At 72.1% G+C, this 18,380-nt stretch carries 14 protein-coding genes and 3 pseudogenes; 12 read left to right on the plus strand and 5 right to left on the minus strand.

Annotated elements, in window-relative coordinates; all coding sequences use genetic code 11:
* From BFF77_RS01965 to BFF77_RS01975, 3 genes and pseudogenes are all read left to right on the plus strand, one after another.
* Positions 1 to 184 (plus strand): annotated as a pseudogene (locus BFF77_RS01965) (glucosyl-3-phosphoglycerate synthase); the annotation flags it as partial.
* 38 nt (positions 185 to 222) lie between these two features.
* The gene (locus BFF77_RS01970) at positions 223 to 534 is read left to right on the plus strand and encodes a hypothetical protein (protein WP_141698333.1); all 312 of its coding nucleotides are present in this window, start codon (positions 223 to 225) and stop codon (positions 532 to 534) included.
* Positions 535 to 628: 94 nt separating this feature from the next.
* Positions 629 to 2,086, plus strand: coding sequence for an alpha,alpha-trehalose-phosphate synthase (UDP-forming) (locus tag BFF77_RS01975; protein WP_066943141.1), 1,458 nt, complete (start codon positions 629 to 631; stop codon positions 2,084 to 2,086).
* A 73-nt stretch (positions 2,087 to 2,159) separates the two neighbouring features.
* Here the strand turns inward: BFF77_RS01975 and otsB are convergent, their stop codons facing one another.
* The 3 genes from otsB to BFF77_RS01990 form a co-directional block, all read right to left on the minus strand.
* Positions 2,160 to 3,008, minus strand: a complete 849-nt coding sequence (otsB, locus tag BFF77_RS01980; protein ID WP_066943143.1) for a trehalose-phosphatase — start codon at positions 3,006 to 3,008, stop codon at positions 2,160 to 2,162.
* A gap of 138 nt (positions 3,009 to 3,146) precedes the next feature.
* Positions 3,147 to 3,542 (minus strand): DUF3263 domain-containing protein, encoded by a 396-nt coding sequence (locus tag BFF77_RS38035; RefSeq protein WP_079124735.1) that lies wholly within the window; start codon positions 3,540 to 3,542, stop codon positions 3,147 to 3,149.
* A gap of 12 nt (positions 3,543 to 3,554) precedes the next feature.
* Positions 3,555 to 4,775, minus strand: coding sequence for an extracellular solute-binding protein (locus BFF77_RS01990; protein WP_066943145.1), 1,221 nt, complete (start codon positions 4,773 to 4,775; stop codon positions 3,555 to 3,557).
* 326 nt (positions 4,776 to 5,101) lie between these two features.
* Between BFF77_RS01990 and BFF77_RS01995 the strand changes: the two are divergent.
* From BFF77_RS01995 to BFF77_RS02010, 5 genes and pseudogenes are all read left to right on the plus strand, one after another.
* A pseudogene (locus BFF77_RS01995) lies at positions 5,102 to 6,022 on the plus strand (ROK family protein); the annotation flags it as partial.
* Positions 6,023 to 6,270: 248 nt separating this feature from the next.
* The gene (nagA, locus tag BFF77_RS02000; RefSeq protein ID WP_066943147.1) at positions 6,271 to 7,425 is read left to right on the plus strand and encodes an N-acetylglucosamine-6-phosphate deacetylase; all 1,155 of its coding nucleotides are present in this window, start codon (positions 6,271 to 6,273) and stop codon (positions 7,423 to 7,425) included.
* A 238-nt stretch (positions 7,426 to 7,663) separates the two neighbouring features.
* Positions 7,664 to 7,879 (plus strand): annotated as a pseudogene (locus BFF77_RS34125) (PfkB family carbohydrate kinase); the annotation flags it as partial.
* A gap of 186 nt (positions 7,880 to 8,065) precedes the next feature.
* On the plus strand, positions 8,066 to 8,899 hold the full coding sequence (locus BFF77_RS34130) for a 1-phosphofructokinase family hexose kinase (protein WP_425424328.1): 834 nt from the start codon (positions 8,066 to 8,068) through the stop codon (positions 8,897 to 8,899).
* Positions 8,900 to 9,039: 140 nt separating this feature from the next.
* The gene (locus BFF77_RS02010; protein WP_079124737.1) at positions 9,040 to 9,987 is read left to right on the plus strand and encodes a class II fructose-bisphosphate aldolase; all 948 of its coding nucleotides are present in this window, start codon (positions 9,040 to 9,042) and stop codon (positions 9,985 to 9,987) included.
* On the opposite strand, the gene BFF77_RS02015 is transcribed toward BFF77_RS02010, so the two are convergent.
* Together BFF77_RS02015 and cdgB are read right to left on the minus strand one after the other, a co-directional pair.
* A complete protein-coding gene (locus BFF77_RS02015) occupies positions 9,968 to 10,966 on the minus strand; it encodes a CBM35 domain-containing protein (RefSeq protein WP_066943149.1) in 999 nt (332 codons plus the stop codon). The genes BFF77_RS02010 and BFF77_RS02015 overlap by 20 nt on opposite strands.
* A gap of 271 nt (positions 10,967 to 11,237) precedes the next feature.
* A complete protein-coding gene (cdgB, locus tag BFF77_RS02020; RefSeq protein WP_066943152.1) occupies positions 11,238 to 12,944 on the minus strand; it encodes a diguanylate cyclase CdgB in 1,707 nt (568 codons plus the stop codon).
* A gap of 517 nt (positions 12,945 to 13,461) precedes the next feature.
* Here cdgB and BFF77_RS02025 point away from each other — a divergent pair.
* From BFF77_RS02025 to BFF77_RS02040, 4 genes are all read left to right on the plus strand, one after another.
* Positions 13,462 to 13,974 (plus strand): flavin reductase, encoded by a 513-nt coding sequence (locus tag BFF77_RS02025; RefSeq protein ID WP_066943153.1) that lies wholly within the window; start codon positions 13,462 to 13,464, stop codon positions 13,972 to 13,974.
* Between the two features lie 296 nt (positions 13,975 to 14,270).
* Complete coding sequence (helR, locus tag BFF77_RS02030; protein WP_066943155.1) at positions 14,271 to 16,424, plus strand: RNA polymerase recycling motor ATPase HelR; 2,154 nt, start codon at positions 14,271 to 14,273, stop codon at positions 16,422 to 16,424.
* A 350-nt stretch (positions 16,425 to 16,774) separates the two neighbouring features.
* Complete coding sequence (locus BFF77_RS02035) at positions 16,775 to 17,488, plus strand: MBL fold metallo-hydrolase (protein WP_066943157.1); 714 nt, start codon at positions 16,775 to 16,777, stop codon at positions 17,486 to 17,488.
* A gap of 42 nt (positions 17,489 to 17,530) precedes the next feature.
* Positions 17,531 to 18,178 carry a TetR/AcrR family transcriptional regulator gene (locus tag BFF77_RS02040; RefSeq protein WP_079124738.1) on the plus strand — a complete coding sequence of 216 codons (648 nt, stop codon included), beginning with the start codon at positions 17,531 to 17,533 and terminating at the stop codon, positions 18,176 to 18,178.
* The last annotated feature ends 202 nt before the right edge of the window (positions 18,179 to 18,380 follow it).

An 18,380-nucleotide genomic window follows, 5' to 3' on the forward strand; every position in this document is an offset into this window, starting at 1 on the left:
GATGGCCGCGGCCATCTACCGTACGGCTCAACTGCGCCTGTCCCGGGCGCACTTGGTACGGCCGGAGCTGACGCAGTTCGACCGCGGCGAGAACGGCTTCGTACCGCGCACGTACTCCGTGGACACGGAGGAACGGCCGCCGATACGCGAGATCGCGGAGTACACGTCCGGACGCGCGGCGTAACCGCGGATCTCTTCACCGATTGCCTACATTGCGCCCTTATGAGGGCAAAACATCTGATTATCCGCCGATTCTTCGGGGTGCTGGCCGGAACGCTGGTGCTGCTGGCGCCCGGACAGGCGTCGGCCATGGCGCACGCACCCCAGGGCCCCGCGCCGCTGCGCGCGCCGGTCCACGAGCCGCTCCGCGAGCTCTCCCATCAGCCTCCGCACGAGCCGCTCCACGAATCGCTGAACGGGCAGCTCGCCGACACCGGGGGAGCCGCGGAACGGCTGTGGCTGCTGGGAGGTGTGGCGCTCGCCCTGACCGGAGCGGGCGCGGTGGCGCTGGCCGCGACCCGTGGCCGCCGCTGACGGCCGCCGCACCTACCCGGTGAGGCGTGTCCGGGCGCAGACCCCACACCGTCCGTACGTTTGAGCGTTTACGCGACGGGCTAGGTTTGCGCACATGGTTACCGAGCCGTCCTCCCGGGCCCAGGTCCTCGTCGCGTCCAACCGCGGCCCCGTCTCGTACAGCGTGCGCGACGACGGCACGACGGTGCCGAAGCGGGGCGGCGGCGGGCTGGTGTCCGGTCTGTCGGCCATCGGCCCGGACGCGGACGCGATCTGGGTGTGCGCGGCGCTCGGGGACGGCGACCGCGAGGCGGTACGGCGTACGGGCGGCCTGCTCGACCCGGCGGACACGGGCGGGCAGCGCGTACGGATGCTGGGGATCGCGCCGGAGGTGTACGAGGACGCGTACAACGGCATCGCCAACTCCACGCTCTGGTTCGTCCACCACCTGCTCTACCAGACTCCGCTGGAGCCGGCCTTCGGCCCGGAGTTCCGCGCGCGGTGGGCGTCGTACGAGACGTACAACCACGCGTTCGCGCAGGCGCTGGCGGACGAGGCCGCGGAGGGCGCGGCGGTGCTGGTGCAGGACTACCACCTGGCGCTGGTGCCCGGGATGCTGCGGGCGCTCCGGCCCGATCTGCGGATCGGCCACTTCTCGCACACGCCGTGGGCGCCGGTGGACTACTACCGGCTGCTGCCCGACGACATCGGCCGCCGGCTGCTGCGGGGCATCCTCGGCGCGGACCGGGCGGCCTTTCTGACCCGCCGGTGGGCGGACGCCTTCACGGCCTGCTGTACGGAGCTGCTGGGCGGGACGGGCAACACCGGGATCGGTGTGCACGGTCTGGGCACGGACGCCGGCTTCCTGCGCGAGCGCGCGCACCGGCCGGACGTGGACGAACGGATCGTCACCCTGCGGGAGCAGATCGGCCGTTCGCCGGGTCCGGGGAGCGCGGCCGGCGGCCCGGGCGAGCCCCGGAAGACCATCGTCCGCGTGGACCGTACGGAACTGTCCAAGAACATCGTCCGCGGTCTGCTCTCCTACCGGCAGCTCCTGGTGGACCACCCGGAGTGGCGCGAGCGCGTCGTGCATGTCGCCTTCGCCTACCCGTCCCGGCAGGACCTCGCGGTCTACCGCGACTACACCGCCGAGGTCGGCCGGGTCGCCGACGAGATCAACACGGAGTTCGGCACGGAGGACTGGTCCCCGGTCGTCCTGCACGTCCGGGACGACTTCGCCCGCTCCCTGGCCGCCTACCGGCTGGCGGACGTGGCCCTGGTCAATCCGATCCGCGACGGTATGAACCTGGTCGCGAAGGAGATCCCCGTCATCTCCGAGCGCGGCTGCGCGCTGGTGCTCTCGCGGGAGGCGGGAGCGTACGAGGAGATGGGCGAGGACGCGCTGCCGGTGAACCCGTACGACATCACCGCCACGGCGAAGGCCCTCCACGAGGCGCTGACCATGCCCCCGGCCGAACGCGCCGAACGCGCCGAACGCCTGACCGCGGCGGCCACGGCCCTGCCTCCGCAGCAGTGGTTCCTGGACCAGCTCACCGCCCTGCGCGCGATCTGAGCCCGGGGCCGGGACCTGAGGTCCGGGCGGGTACGCCGGGTACGGGCCGGAACGGCGGGGGCGGCGGGCGGCGTCAGTCCATGGATTGGGCCAGCGCCGCCAGGAAGTCGGCCAGTGCGGCCGGGCCCGGGAGTCGGAGGTCGGAGCGTTCGGCGAGTTCGGGGACTTCCGAGCCGCTGCACACCAGCAGGCCCGGGTGGCCGTCGGAGCGGAGCTTCTCGACCGCCGCGAAGGCCGGGAGGTCGCCCAGGTCGTCGCCCGCGTACAGGACGGTCCCGGCGCCGACCTCCCGGACGTACTCCAGCAGCGCCACGCCCTTGTCCATGCCGGGCGGGCGCAGTTCCAGGACCATACGGCCCGGTTCCACGATCAGTCCGTGACGGGCGGCCAGTTCGCCCAGCGGCTCGCGCAGGGCCTCGAAGGCGGCCCGGGGATCGGTGGCGCGACGGGTGTGGACCGCGACCGCCTGCCCCTTCTCCTCTGTCCAGGTGCCGCGCCAGGCGTCGAACCGCTCCAGGAATCCGGGGAGTTCGGCGCGGACGGCGGCGACACCCGCGTGCGGGGCGGGCGTACGGACGGTGCCGCTGACGGCGTCCCAGCGCTCGGCGCCGTAGTGGCCGAGGACCACCAGACGCTCCAGGCCCGGCACTCCGGCGAAGCCGCCGTACCGGACCGCGACCCCGGCCGGCCGGCCGGTGACCACCGCGACGGACGCGACGTGCGGCGCGAGGGCGGCCAGGGCGGGAACGGCGCGCGGATGGGCGCGGGCCTGTTCCGGGTCGGGCACGATCTCGGCGAGCGTGCCGTCGAAGTCGAGGGCCACGACGGCTTCACCGGGCCGGGCCAGAAGCGCGGCCAGGCCGTCGGCGCCGGCGGGAGTGGCCGGTTCCGGCAGGGGGACGGGGTACGGGTTGCTGCCCATGCCGTCGACCCTATCGGCGCGCACGGCCCCGGCGGACGGAAACGAGAACGCCGGACGGCCCGCGACGGGCTCCGCGCCCGGACGCCGGGCGACGCCGGGCGGCCCGCCGCCGGTGCCCCGAGGCCCCGGGGACGCGGCTCAGCCCTCGCGGCGCTCCCGTTTCGCCGCTCTGATCCGGCGCAGTCTGTTCACCGTCACCGGATCGTGCTCCGCCGCGCGCGGATCGTCCAGCAGCGCGCCCAGCAGCTGGTAGTAGCGGGTCGGTGAGATACCGAGCCGCTCCCTGATCGCCCGCTCCTTGGCGCCGGGCCCCGGCCAGCCGCGCCGTTCGAGGGCGAGAACGGCGCGGTCCCGCTCGGACAGCCCGGCGGGACCGCGTACCTCGTGGGAACCACCGGGCTCGGCCGGTTCGACAGGCTCGGCCGACCCGGCCGGTTCGACAGGCTCGGCCGGCTCGGCGGGCTCACCGGCCTCGGCCGGATCGGCCTCGGCCGGTCCGGCCGGCTCGGCGGGCTCAGGCGTGGGCGTGGTCATCTCACCGCCACGCTACTCGGAGACCTCCGCCGCCGCCGCGTCCCGGGCGATCCGTCCGAGGACGACCCCCGGGTTCCCGCCCGGCTCGACCGCCTTGCCGATGCTGTCCTTGATGTCCTGGCTCACGCCTCCCCAGGACCTCTTCCCCGACGGATACAGCTCGGCGGTGGGCAGCACCTCCTGGAAGGTGCTCAGTTCCTTGTACGCCGAGTCCGCCGCCATCGCCTCGTTCGCGCTGTAGGTGACCGGCAGCAGGTCGTACTGGCCGACGAAGTCGAGGACGTTCTTGTCCTCGTACACGTAGTCCAGGAACGCGCCGATCTCCTTGGCGTGGCCGTTCTGCTTGAAGGCCATCATCCAGTCGGCCACGCCCATCGACGGCTTGGGCTTGCCGTCGAAGCCGGGCAGCGGCAGCATCCCGACGTCGATCCCCGCCTTCCGCGCGTCGAGCAGCAGCGTCGGATGGCCGTTGAGCATGCCGACCTGGCCGCTGGTGAACGCCTTGAAGGCGGTGGTCCGGTCGAGCTTCGCCGGAGCGATCGGACCGGTCAGCCCCGCGCCGACGAGGTTCTTCTTGAGCCAGTCGAAGGTCTTGATGTTCGGGTCCGAGTCGATGTCGTACGACCCGTCGGCGTTGTTGAGATAGCCGCCACCGCCGGCCAGCAGCCACATCATCGTCTCGCCCTGCGCCTCCTCGGAGCCCAGCGGAAGCGCGATCGGAGTCGTCACGCCCGCCGCCTTGAGCGCCTGGGCGTCGGACTCGATGTCGCTCCAGCTCCTGGGCGCGCTCAGTCCGGACCGCTCGAAGAGTTTCTTGTTGTAGAAGAGCAGCCGGGCGGAGGCTATGAAGGGCAGCCCGTACTGGATGCGGTTGACCTTGCCCGCGTCGGCGAGCTGGGACAGGAAGTTCGCCTGCGTGGGTACGGAGAGGACCTCGTCCGCGGTGTAGAGCTCGTCCTGTTTGGCGTAGTCGGAGTAGGAGCCGATCTGCGCCAGGTCGGGGGCCCGCCCCTGCTTCACCATGTCCGCGACGTCCTGGTCGACCGTCTTCCACGAGCGGACATCGACATCGATCTTGATGCCCGGGTGCTCGGACTCGAAATTCCTGGCGAGCTCGGCCCAGTATTTGTCGGACCTGTCCGCCGATCCATTGCCGTAGTCGGCGGCGACAAGTCTGAGGGTGACGTCCCCAGAACCCGCCGTGCTGCCACAGCCGGCCAGCGCCATTGTCATGCCTAGTGCGGCCACGGCCGCCGTCGCTCCCAGAAAGCGCTGCTGCACAGCTCTGTTCCGCCTCTGTTCTTCAGTGTTCGCGTACTTCGGTGTTCGCGTGAGTGGTCGCGTCGATGTTCGCGTCGGTGTTCGTTCTTCCGTTGCGCCGAAGCCCCGGTATGAATCTGTGATTTTCCACTATCCGGAGGTTTACGGTCCACGGAACGCCGGTTTCGCTTCGGCAACGTCTGCCCCAAGGGCTCATGAGCCACGCCGTTTGTATGGACGCGCAACAATCCAGGACAGTGGACTAGACCTTTCATGGGTCTACGGGCGAGACTGTCCCTGTGAGACACGTCATCGCCCTGGATGTGGGCGGCACCGGCATGAAAGCCGCCCTGGTCGGGGCGGACGGCGCGCTGCTGCACGAAGTGCGGCGGGCGACCGGCAGGGAGCGCGGCCCCGACGCCGTCGTGGAGTCCATCCTCGGCTTCGCCGCCGAGCTGCGCGCGTACGGCGCCGAGCACTTCGGCGGGAGCGCCGTCGCCGCGGGCGTCGCCGTCCCCGGGATCGTCGACGCCGAGCGCGGTGTCGCGGTGTACGCCGCGAACCTCGGCTGGCGTGACGTACCGATGCGCGCGCTGCTCGCCGAGCGGCTCGGCGGCGTACCGGTCGCGCTCGGGCACGACGTACGTACCGGCGGTCTCGCCGAGGGGCGGCTCGGCGCCGGCCGGGGCGCGGACCGGTTCATGTTCATACCGCTGGGCACCGGGATCGCCGGGGCCATCGGCATCGGCGGGACGATCGAGGCGGGCGCGCACGGTTACGCGGGCGAGATCGGCCATGTCGTGGTCCGTCCCGACGGACCCGCGTGCGGCTGCGGACAGCGCGGCTGTCTGGAGACCCTCGCCTCGGCGGCGGCGGTGAGCCGCGCGTGGGCGGCGGCGAGCGGCGACCCGGAGGCGGACGCGGCCGACTGCGCGAAGGCCGTGGAGTCGGGCGATCCCGAGGCCGTACGGGTCTGGCTGGACGCGGTCGACGCGCTCGCCGCCGGGCTGGTCACCGCGCTGACGCTGCTCGACCCCCGGACGCTGATCATCGGTGGCGGTCTCGCCGAGGCGGGGGAAACATTGTTCACACCGCTGCGGACGGCGGTCGAGAGGCGCGTGACGTTCCAGAAGCTGCCCGAGATCGTGCCGGCCGCCCTCGGGGACACCGCCGGATGCCTGGGCGCGGGACTGCTGGCCTGGGACCTGGTGACTCCGGACGACGGGCCGGGCGCGGCCGGTTCCGCCGACGGACCGTCCGCCACCGCCGTACCGCTCACCGCCGCGGCCCCGTCCGCGACCGCCGTACCGTCCGCCACCGCCGCCGTACCGCCCACCGCCACCGGACCGTCCGCCACCGCGGCACCGTCCGACGCGTCACCCGCGACCGAAGCGCCGCCCACGACCGGATCCGGCGCCACCGTCACCCATCCCCCCACCGACCCACTCGCCCCGGAGGTAAGCGCCTGATGGCCGCACGCGCCGAAAGCACCGTTCTCACCGGCGCCCGGGTGGTGCTGCCCACCGGGACCGTGGAGGGCGGGCGGGTGATCGTCGAGGGCCGCCGGATCGCGGGCGCCGCACCGGACGACGCCGCCGTCCTCGATCTGTCGGGACACTGGCTGGTCCCCGGCTTCGTGGACATGCACAACCACGGCGGCGGAGGGGCCTCCTTCACCTCGGGCTCCGTGGACGACGTCCTGACGGGCATCCGTACGCACCGCGAACACGGCACCACCACACTCGTCGCCTCCACCGTCACCGGTGAGATGGACTTCCTCGCCCAGCGCGCGAGCGTCCTCTCCGAACTGGTCGAGCAGGGCGATCTGGCGGGCATCCACTTCGAGGGCCCGTTCATCTCCCCCTGCCGCAAGGGCGCGCACAGCGAGGCACTGCTGCGCGACCCCAACCCGGCCGAGGTGCGCAAACTGCTCGACGCGGCGCGCGGCACGGCGCGGATGGTGACGCTGGCCACCGAACTCCCCGGCGGTATCGACTCCGTGCGGCTGCTGGCCGAGCACGGCGTGATCGCCGCGATCGGGCACACGGACGCCACGTACGACCAGACCGTCGAGGCCATCGACGCGGGCGCGACCGTCGCCACGCACCTCTTCAACGCGATGCCGCCGCTCGGGCACCGGACGCCGGGACCGATCGCCGCGCTGCTGGAGGACGAGCGCGTCACCGTCGAGCTGATCAACGACGGTACGCATCTGCATCCGGCGGCCCTGGAGCTGGCCTTCCACCGCGCGGGCGGCGGCCGGGTCGCCTTCATCACGGACGCGATGGACGCGGCGGGCTTCGGCGACGGGCTCTACCAGCTCGGCCCGCTCGCCGTGGAGGTCAGGGACGGTGTGGCGCGGCTGGTGGAGGGCGGCTCGATCGCGGGCTCCACGCTGACGCTGGACACGGCGTTCAAGCGGGCCGCGACCGTGGACCGGCTGCCGGTCGAGGAGATCGTCCAGGCCGTGTCGGCCAATCCGGCGAAGCTGCTGGGCGTGGACGACCGGGTCGGCTCGCTGGAGCCCGGCAAGGACGCGGACCTGGTGGTCCTGGACGCGGACTTCTCGGTCAAGGGCGTTCTGTACAAGGGCGATTGGGTGGTCGGCCCCGAGCTGGGCTGATCCCGGCGCGATCCGCGGGACAGGGGCCGGTCCTGGCGCCGTCATCGGTTTCCGACGCCGGCATCGGCCCCTGGCCCCGGCATCGGCGGCAAGCCCTTGCCGGCGGATGGACGAGCGGATACGAGTTCGTGGAAAGCGGTCGGCCCGGGGGCTGGGCCAACCGCTTTCTTTTTGACATGATCGCCCCGATAATCGGCCGCGCGTTCGCATACCGCGCTCGTCTCCCCCGGGAGTGACGGTGATCCTGACGGTGACGCTGAACACCGCGCTGGACATCACGTACCGCACTTCCGCGCTCGTCCCGCACACCACGCACCACGTCGGCGAGGTCATCGAACGCCCTGGCGGCAAGGGCCTCAATGTCGCGCGGGTGCTGGCGGCGCTGGGCCACGAGACGGTGGTCACGGGCTTCGCGGGCGGCCGTACGGGCGATGTCCTGCGCGAACTGCTGGCGAATCCGGCGCTCTTCACGGATACGGGCGCCGGTCCGGCCCACGGCGCCCATGGGGGACACGGCGGGCCGAGGAGCCGTCCGGGACGCGATACGCCGAGACCCCGGGCGGCCGGTCAGGGACACGTCGCCGGGCACGGCGTCGGTCCCGGCGCCCCGGGCGGCAGGGACGGCAGGGACGGCAGAGAGATCAGGGACAGCCGGGACGGCAAGGACGGCGGCGGCCCGGCCCACCGGCCCGGCGGCAGCCGTTCCGGACACCACCGACGAGGCGCCGGTACGGGCCACCGGCCGGGCGCCGGCCCGGCCCACCGCGTCACCCGGCCCGTGGACGCGCTCGTACCGATCGCCGGATCCACGCGCCGCACCATCGCCGTGGTCGACGGGACCAGCGGCGGCACCACTCAGCTCAACGAGCCGGGACCGACCGTCTCGGCCGCCGAGTGGAACGCCTTCCTCAGCGCGTACGAGCGGCTGCTCACCGGCGCCGACGCCGTCGCCCTCTGCGGCAGCCTGCCCCCGGGCATCCATGTGGGCGCGTACGCCGAGCTGATCCGCCGCGCCCATGGCGCGCACGTGCCCGTGCTCCTCGACACCAGCGGCGAACCGCTGCGCCGGGGCGTCGCCGCCCGCCCCGACCTGCTCAAGCCGAACGCCGAGGAACTCGCCGGGCTCACCGGCTCCCGCGAGCCGCTGCGCGCCGCCCAGGACGCCCGCCGCCGCGGCGCCCACGCGGTCATCGCCTCGCTCGGCCCCGACGGCATACTCGCGGCCACCGCCGACGGTGTCTGGCAGGCGGTCCCGCCCGCCGCGGTGAAGGGCAATCCGACGGGCGCGGGCGACTCCGCCGTGGCCGGACTGCTCTCGGGCCTGGTCGAGCGCCTCCCGTGGCCGGCCCGGCTGAGCCGCGCGGTGGCCCTCGCCACGGCGACCGTACTGGCCCCGGCGGCGGGCGAGTTCGACGCCGAGGCGTACGCGGACCTCCTGCCGCGCGTCACCGTGAAGGAACACCCGCCCGCGTAGGGGGAGCCCCGGGCGGACAGCCATGCGCCGGGAGCGTCCGGCGGACGCCTTCCGTCCGGCACCCTCCGCCGCACTGTCCGCCGGACATCTGCGGGCAGAGAACTCCGGGCCACGGGCCCGGGACAGAGACTGGGGAGCACATGCCACTCGTCACCACGGGTGAACTCGTCACCGCCGCCGCGTCCCGTGGCCACGGGATCGCCGCCTTCAACGTGATCACGCTGGAGCACGCGGAGGCGATCGCCGAGGGCGCCGAGCGGGCCGGCGCTCCCGCGATCCTCCAGCTGTCGGAGAACGCGGTGAGGTTCCACGGCGGCCGGCTGGGCCCTGTCACCGCCGCCACCGCGGCCGTCGCCCGCGCCGCCGCCGTACCGCTCTCGCTCCATCTCGACCATGTCGAGTCGCCGGAGCTGCTGCGGGCCGCGCTCGACGCCGGTTTCAGCTCGGTGATGTTCGACGCCTCGAAGCTGCCGTACGCGGAGAACCTCAGGGCCACCGCGGACGCCGTGCGGCTGGGCCACGACCACGGCGTCTGGATCGAGGCCGAGCTGGGCGCGGTGGGCGGCAAGGACGGCGAACCGCCGCTCGGCGCGGCCCTCGGCGCGCATGCCCCCGGTGTCCGTACGGATCCGGCGGAGGCGGCGGCGTACACCGCCGGGACCGGGGTGGACGCGCTGGCGGTCGCGGTCGGCTCCTCCCATGCGATGACCCGGCGCACGGCGGCCCTGGACCACACGCTGATCGGCGCCCTGCGCGCGGCCGTGCCCGTACCGCTCGTCCTGCACGGCTCCTCCGGCGTGCCCGACGAGGAGATCCGCCGGGCGGTCGCGGCCGGCATGGTCAAGATCAATGTCGGTACGGCCCTCAACACGGCCTTCACCGGCGCCGTACGGGAGTACCTCACGGCCCATCCGTCGGCCGTGGACCCCAGGAAATACCTCGTCCCGGCACGCGAGGCGATGGCCGGGACGGTGGCGGGGTTCATACGGGTGGTCGGTCCGGTCGCTCCGGTGGGTGCGGTCGGCCCGGATCAGGGGCCGGGCGGCCAGGACCGGGATGCGGGGCCGGTCAGTTCTTCGGCGGGGTGACTTCCAGCCAGTCGAGGATGGCGTCGCACTGGTTGCCCGGCTCGCAGGAGATCTTGATGGTGTTCTGGCCCGCCTGGAGCTCGACCGGCGCCCAGGTGGTCTGCCAGTTCTTCTCCCAGTTCGGATCATTCGAATGGATGAAGTTCTTCAACCCGATCGGGTTGGAGTTCGCCTTGCCGTTGACGGTCAGGGTCGCGTTCGCGTCCTTGGCCGGGATGGCGTAGCGCACCGACAGCGCGTACGCGCCGGCCTTCTCGATGTCGGCGGTCCAGGTCACGGAGGCACCGACGGTGTTGAAGCCCGCCACGTACGAGCCGTTCGTGCCCTCGGCGCCCTTGATGTCCGTCGCCAGTGCGGCGGGCGGCCCCAGCTTCAGGGTCGCCGCGTCCTGCTTGGGGAGCTGGATGCCCTCGGCGGGCTTACCGGACGCGCCGTCGCTGGGCTTGTCGTCGGGCTGCTCGGAGGCGGAGACCGACGGGCCGCCGGTCGGGGCCGCCTCGTTGCCCTGGCTGTCGTCACCGCTGGAGAGCACCGCGGCTGTGATACCGATCACGACCACCACGACCACCGCGATCGCGCCGATCAGCAGGCCCCTGGTGTTGGGGCCGCCGCGTCCGCCGCCGCGCTGGGCGGGCACCTGACGGGTGGCGGCGGCGCCGGGATAGGTCTCCGGCGCGGCGTACGGAGCGCTCGGCTGCTGACCGTAGGGCGCCTGGCCGTACGGGGCCTGCTGGCCGTACGGCGGCTGCCCGTGGGCGGGCTGCTGCTGCGGGACCTGCGGCTGTCCGTACTGGCGCTCGCCGACCGTTCTGACCTGGTTGTACGAAGTCCTGGGCACCCCGGGCTGCGCACCGGGACCCGGGTAGCCGTAGCCGCCCTGGCGCCGCTGACCGCCGCCCTGCGCCTGTCCGTCCTCGTACAGATAGCCGAACGGATCGTCGTCCTCGGGCGTGCTCGCGCCGTTGTTCCCGGCCGTCATCCCTGGGTCACTCCTCACCATCTCGCCAGCGTCGCCGACCGGCCGAGCCTACCTCGAATGAGCAAGCCCATGGACGGGCCTTGACTGTGCGTTGCCACTGTGCGGCCCCCGCGGTAAACAACGCGTCGCGGCTCTGTCCCAGCCCTGTCCCGAATCCCGGCCTGTTCCGTCATACGTACATACGTACCGGTCATACGTACCGGACGCCTCCGGTGCTCACCGGACGTCTCCAGGGCCCCCGGGCCCTCACGCCCTCACCACGCACAGGGGCCTATCCCGCCCGCCGGTGGACCGTCTTGCGGGACCGCTTCTCGACATACATCCGCTGGTCGGCGGATTGCAGAACCTCTTCCACGGACATCCCGCAGGCCGCCCAGCTGATGCCGAAGCTCGCGCCGACCCGGACCGCCCGTCCGTCGACCCGGATCGGCGGAATGATCGCGTTCCGCAGGCGTACGGCCAGATCCGCGGCGTCCGCCGCCCCCAGCCCGTCCGCGAGGACGACGAACTCGTCACCTCCGAGCCGGGCGACCGTGTCGCCGTCCCGTACGCCCGTGGTCAGCCGGTGCGCGACCTCGATCAGTACCGCGTCACCGGTGTTGTGGCCGAATCGGTCGTTGATGGACTTGAAACCGTCGAGGTCGCAGAAGAGCACCGCGAGGCCCTTCGTACCGTCGTCGGTCTCGCCGTCGTCGCTGGGCGCGATCATGTGCACATGGTGGTCGAAGGCGCCGGCCGGGCCGCCGCTGCCGCGTGCGCCGCCCCGGCGGCCCGAGTGCTCCTCGTAACCGTCGTATCCGTCATAGCCGTCGTATCCGGGCTCGTACAGCACCGTGCCCTCGTACCCGCCGTACGCCGCGTCCAGTGCCTCGACCGCCGTCTCGCGCAGGGCGTGCGGGCGCGAACAGAGCCGGGCGCTGAGGCGGGAGCGCAGCTCCGCGCTGTTGGGCAGGCCGGTGAGCGAGTCGTGCGAGGCGCGGTGGGCGAGCTGGAGCTCGCGGCTCTTGCGCTCCTCGATGTCCTCGACATGGGTGAGCAGGAACCGGGGGCCGTCCGCGGTGTCCGCGACCACGGAGTTGCGCAGCGAGACCCAGACATAGGTGTTGTCGCGGCGGGCGAGCCGCAGCTCGGCCCGGCCGCCCTCGGCGGAGGTGCGCAGCAGTGTCCCGATGTCCTCGGGATGGACCAGATCGGCGAAGGAGTGGCGGCGCATCGCGGAGGCCGGGCGGCCCAGCAGCCGGCAGAGCGCGTCATTGGTCCGCAGCAGCCGGCCGTGCTGGTCGCCGCCCATCTCGGCGATGGCCATGCCGCTGGGTGCGTATTCGAACGCCTGACGGAAGGATTCCTCACTGGCCCGCAGCGCCTGCTGTTCACGTTCGAGCCGCACGAGAGCGCGCTGCATGTTTGCTCGCAGACGAGCGTTACTGATCGCAATGGCGGCCTGGGACGCGTACATCTGGAGGGCTTCCTGCCCCCAGGGCCCGGGACGGCGGCCACCGCGCGGCCGGTCGACGGAGATGACACCGAGCAGCTCGCAGCCGCCGCCCGACGCGTACATCGGCGCGTAGAGGCGGTCCTGCGGATGCCACTCGTCCTCGAAGCGCGGGTCGGGGCCGTCGGTGTACCACTGGGGGACGTCGTCCTCCAGCAGCACCCAGCCCTCGGTGTGCGGTATGAACCGCAGGTCGCCCCAGCCCTCGCCCATCGCGAGCCGGCGCTCCCAGGAGCCCCGGGAGCCGACCCGGCCGGTGATCAGCGACTCGGCCGCCGCGCTGCCGGCGAAGGCCGCGACGACGAGATCACCGTCGGCCTGGACGACATTGACGCACGCCAGCTCGTAGCCGAGTCCTTTGACGACACCGTCCGCGACGGTCTGGAGGGTGTCCGCCAGGCTGCGGGCGGTGTTGAGTTCGGCGACGGCCTGGTGCAACTGCCGCAGGGTCGCAAGACGGACATACGGCTCCGACTCGGTCTCCATTGCTCGCTCTCCCCGAGACCTCGACAGCAACTCCAGGATTCTCATCGGCTCTCATGGTGCATTCTCATCGCCACTGAATCACAGCGAGCTGTTCGCCCGGTACACAGGGTCAGCAAATACTGCGCTCTGTGACTCAAGTCACATGATCCGAGAAGAGGAAGAGCGCCTGATGGGAGCGCTCCAGGGCTTTCCTGAACGCAAATTCCGGACGGCGTGCGGGGCTTTCCACAGGCGCCCGCGGGGCCCGTGGAACCCAGGGCCGACGGGCCGTCCTCCGTGATCTTACGACGCCGTCGCCACCGGGGCGTCCGGCCCCCTGGCGGGCGGTCGCGGGGCGGCCCTGCTCCCTGGGCGTCCGGCCCCCGGGCGGGCGGTCCTAGGACCGGTCCTGGTCCCCTCGCCCGATGTGGCGGGCGGCGGCGGGAGTTAGCGTTCCCCCGTGTCCCAGTCCCCGACGACCTCCGCCCCCCGGACCGAGTCCGTCCGTCACACCGAGGCCATCCCTCATGCTGAGGGGGTGAGCAACGACGAGTTCCGCGCCGCCCTGGCACGCCTGGCCGCGGGCGTGGTGCTGGTGACCGCGCACGAACCGCCCATGAGCGCGGAGGGCCCGCGCGGCGAGGACGCCGGCATGACGGCGACGGCCTTCATGTCCGTATCCCTGGAACCGCCGCTGGTCCTGGTCGGCGTCCGCAACGGCTCCCGCATGGACGATCTGCTCGCCGAACAGCCGCTGTGGGCGGCCTCCCTGCTGACGGAGAGCCAGCGGCACATCGCGGGCCGGTTCGCGATGAAGGGCCGCATCAGCGACCGGCTGCTCTTCGAGGACATCCCGTACCGCCGCGGCGAGGTGAGCGGCGCACCGCTGATCGGCGGCTCACTGGCGACGCTGGAGTGCCGTACGGAACAGCGCGTGGAGGCGGGCGACCACACCCTGGTCATCGGCCGGGTGCTGACGGCGGAGCTGCCGAGCGCCGAGGGCGGCCCGCTGATGTATTTCAAGGGGCGCTACCGGCAGCTGGGTTCGTAGGACGGGCGGCCCGGAGCCCGGGGCGACGCTGGTGACCGGTGCGGGCGACTGGGGACGCGACTCCGTGCCGGGCGCGACGGCGGTCCCGGGGCCGGGGAGGAACACGCACCCCCCGCCACTCTCAACGTATAGCGCACCGGGGGGCTTGCGGCAAGACCCGGGCCGTGCCGCAGAATCGCTGGTCAAGGCCGGAACCTGCGGAAACGGGAGATCCACGAAGTGCATGCGCTGTCGTCGTTGTCGCCGGTTCACGGGTCATGCGGTGACGTCGAGCCCCTCGGATCGGAACTGATGTCATGAATCCCCTGACCACCAGCGCGTTCGACCTTCCCGACCGCCTCTCCGCCAAGGCCGACCCGGCCCTGATCGCCGACGACGAACGGCACTTCGCGGCCATCGCGGAGAGCCTTGGTCAGACGATCGCCGAACTGTCCGACCGCCTCGACGCCGAGCGCAGGGCGCCCGGCGGCATCGGCCGGGAGGCGATGGAGCGGGACATGGAGATCCACCGGCTGACCGGCCGTCTGCGCGCCCTGCGCCGCTTCGGTCTGGACCTGTGTCTCGGGCACATCGTCGGCGAGGACAGCCCCGGGCCCGTGTACGTCGGACGGCTCGGCCTCACCGACAGCACGGGCCGCCGGCTGTTGCTCGACTGGCGCTCGCCCGCGGCCGAGCCGTTCTTCGCCGCGACCCACGCCAACCCGATGGGTCTGACCAGCCGCCGCAGGTACCGCTGGACCCGCGGCCGGATCAGCGACTACTGGGACGAGGTGTTCACCGCCGACGGGCTCGAACGGCACGCCGCGCTCGACGACCAGTCCGCCTTCATCGCCGGCCTGGGCGCCAACCGGTCGCCCCGGATGCGAGACGTGCTCGCCACCATCCAGGCCGACCAGGACGCCATCATCCGGGCCGGATCCCGGGGCGCTCTCGTCGTCGACGGCGGTCCGGGTACGGGCAAGACCGTCGTCGCACTGCACCGCTCCGCCTACCTCCTCTACTCCGATCCCCGGCTCGGGCACCGTCGGGGCGGCGTGCTGTTCGTCGGTCCGCACCAGCCCTATCTGGCCTACGTCGCCGATGTCCTCCCCAGCCTCGGGGAGGAGGGCGTGCAGACCTGCACCCTGCGGGACCTCGTCGCCGAGGGAGCCGCAGCGGGGATCGAGACCGACCCGGAGGTGGCCCTCCTGAAGTCGTCCGCGCCCATGGTGAAGGCGATCGAGAAGGCCGTCAGGTTCTACGAGGAGCCGCCCGCCACGGGGATGACGGTCACGACCCACTGGTCCGACATCTGGCTGAGCGCCGACGACTGGGCCGTGGCGTTCGAAGCGGCGGAACCCGGCACCGCGCACAACGACGCGCGCGATCAGGTCTGGGAGGAACTGCTCACGATCCTGGTCGACAGGCACGGGGGCGATGTCCCGCCCGAGCTGCTCCGCAAGTCGCTGCGCCGGAACAGGGAGCTGCTCACGGCCTTCGGCCGGGCGTGGCCGCTGCTCGAAGCGGCCGACCTCGTGGGAGACCTGTGGTCGGTACCCGCCTACCTGCGGATGTGCGCCCCCTGGCTCGGCCCCGACGACGTGTCGAGGCTTCAGCGCGAGGACGCCCATGCCTGGACGGTGTCCGACCTGCCGCTCCTGGACGCGGCGCGGCAGCGGCTCGGCGACCCGGAGGCGTCGCGACGTACCCGTCGGAACAAGGCCTCCGTCGCCGCCGAACGCGAGCGCAGGGCCGATGTCATCGACAGCCTGCTGCAGAACGTCGTGATCGACGAGAGCGAGGGCGCGATGGGGATGCTGCACGGACAGGACCTGCGGGACAGCCTGATCGACGAGAGCGCGCTGCCCGGCACCGAGCCGGACCTGCTCGCCGGCCCGTTCGCGCACATCGTCGTGGACGAGGCGCAGGAGCTGACCGACGCGGAGTGGCAGATGCTGCTGCTGCGCTGCCCGTCCCGGAGCTTCACCATCGTCGGGGACCGCGCCCAGGCCAGACACGGGTTCACGGAGTCATGGCGGGAACGGCTCGGACGGATCGGGCTCGACCGGATCGACGTGGCCTCCCTGAGCGTCAACTACCGGACGCCGGAAGAGGTCATGGCGGAAGCCGAGCTGGTCATCCGGACCGTGCTCCCCGACGCCAATGTGCCGACCTCGATCCGCAGCGGCGGCGTCCCCGTCGTGCACGGATCCGTCGCGGATCTGCACGCGGTCCTCGACGCCTGGCTCGCCGCGCACGGGGACGGGACCGCCTGCGTCATCGGCGATCCCACGTTCCGGGCGACGTCCCGCGTCCGGTCGCTGACCCCGGAGCTGTCGAAGGGCCTTGAGTTCGACCTGGTCGTCCTCGTGGACCCGGAGGCGTTCGGCAGCGGAATCGAGGGAACGGTCGACCGCTATGTCGCGATGACCCGGGCGACCCAGCGGCTCGTGGTCCTCACCAGCCCCTGACCCCGGCCGGGACGACGTTCCGACAACGCGGCGAGGCGCCGACGTGCTTCGCGCCCACATGCCCGTGGCCAGAAGCCGAACGACAACATGCCGGCCGACATCGCCGGTCACGCCCGTCACGGGAATCTCACTCCTGATCGGTCAGCCGCGCCCCTGCTCGCGGTATTCCGCCCTGCCGGGCCCTGACGCTCCGAGGGCCGACCGCCGGCGGACCGGCATCGGCGAGATATTGCCAAGCCAAGATCACGCCCATAACATCACATCCGTGAGTTGAAGGTCGTGAGGTGAGGTTGTTGGGACTCACGGCCGCCGCGGGTGAATCCATCCGGTTTGAATCAGGGGAGACCGATGTGAAGATCGTTGATCTGCGTCCCGACCTGCGCATGGTGCTCGACGACGGGCCCGGGCAGGCATACCTGCTGCGCCGCGGGTCCGACGCGGTGCTGGTCGACACCGGCATCGCCGGACAAGGCGATGTCATCACCGAGGCGTTGCGTGGCTGGGGCCTGGACCGGGAGTCGCTGACCCACGTCGTACTGACGCACTGGCATCCCGACCACGCCGGGTCGGCCGCCGAGCTGGCCGCCTGGCCGAATGTCCGCATCTGGGCGCACCGCGGCGACGCCCCGATCATCCGCGGGGACAACTACGGCTCGTTTCCCGCCCTCACCCACGCCGAGGAGGGGCTCTACGCCCACATCGCCGGCACCATCCCCGACGCCGCGCCTTCCCGGGTCGACCGCGAGCTCGACGACGACGAGATCCTCGACGAGATCGACGCCCGCGTCCTGTCGACTCCTGGCCACACCGACGGCAGCATCGCCTTGCACTTCCCGAACGAGGCCGTCCTGTTCACCGGTGACATCGCCACCGAGCACCAGGGCCAGGTCGTACTCGGGCCGTTCAACCATGACCGGGCACTGGCCCGTGAGTCTTTCCGCCGCTTCGCCGACATCGACGTCGACACCGTCTGCTTCGGCCACGGTCAGCCGCTGCGCGGTGACGACACCGCCCTGCTGGGCGCTGCGGCCACCGCCGACGAGGTCCCCGACCCTCTCGGCTGACGCGCCGTCACACCGAGCCGGCCTCGGCGTAAGGTTACGTCCGTGAGCAAAGAGGCTGCCGGGAGCAGACGGCGCAACGCCCGAGGTGAGGGGCAGGCACTACGCGACGACATCGTGTCGGCGGCCCGAGAGATCCTCGTCGAGGACGGCTACGCGAGCTCGGTGACCCTGCGCGGGCTGGCGCGGCGGATCGGCATCGCACCGCAGTCGATCTACCTTCATTTCGCCGGCCCGGACGAGATCGTGCAGGCCGTCACCGTCGAGACCTTCGCCCAACTGGGCCGCTTCATCACGGATGCGACACAGGGAATCGAGGCGCCCCGGGAACGGCTCATCGCCGGCTGCCGCGCCTACATGGCGTTCGGGGTCGACAACCCGAATCTGTACGGACTGCTCTTCCAACGCAACCGGCTCCTTCGCGGGGCGGAGCCCCGCCCCACCGCCGCGGACGAGCCGGACACCCGCGACCCCGACGCCGGGCCGTTCGCCCATCTCATGGACGGCGTCCGACTCTGCGTCGCCGACGGATCCTCCGGCGTGAAAGACGTCCTGTCCACCGCGACGCAATTGTGGGCGGCCATGCACGGCTTCGTCCTGCTGCGCAACGGTTACCAGTTCCCGTGGCCGGACCTTGCCCAGGCCGAGTCAGAGCTCATCAGCTCCATCGCGAGACTCCGCGAGCCCGACTGACCGTGCCGCGATTCCTCATCCCCAGCAGCCCCGAACCGGCGACCGAACGGCTCGCGGGGCCCGGCAAGATCCAAACGAGAGGCCCCAGGCCCTGTCCGGTCGATCTTCGTGGATCAGCCCGGGGCGGCTGGTGGAGGGGGTACCTCCCGTGCCGTTCAGGCCACGGGGGAGCATCGCAAGGCGGAGGATCGCCCGTGTACTG

Origin of the sequence: Streptomyces lushanensis, assembly GCF_001700515.1 — a bacterium.
In the GTDB taxonomy this organism is placed as follows: domain Bacteria; phylum Actinomycetota; class Actinomycetes; order Streptomycetales; family Streptomycetaceae; genus Streptomyces; species Streptomyces lushanensis.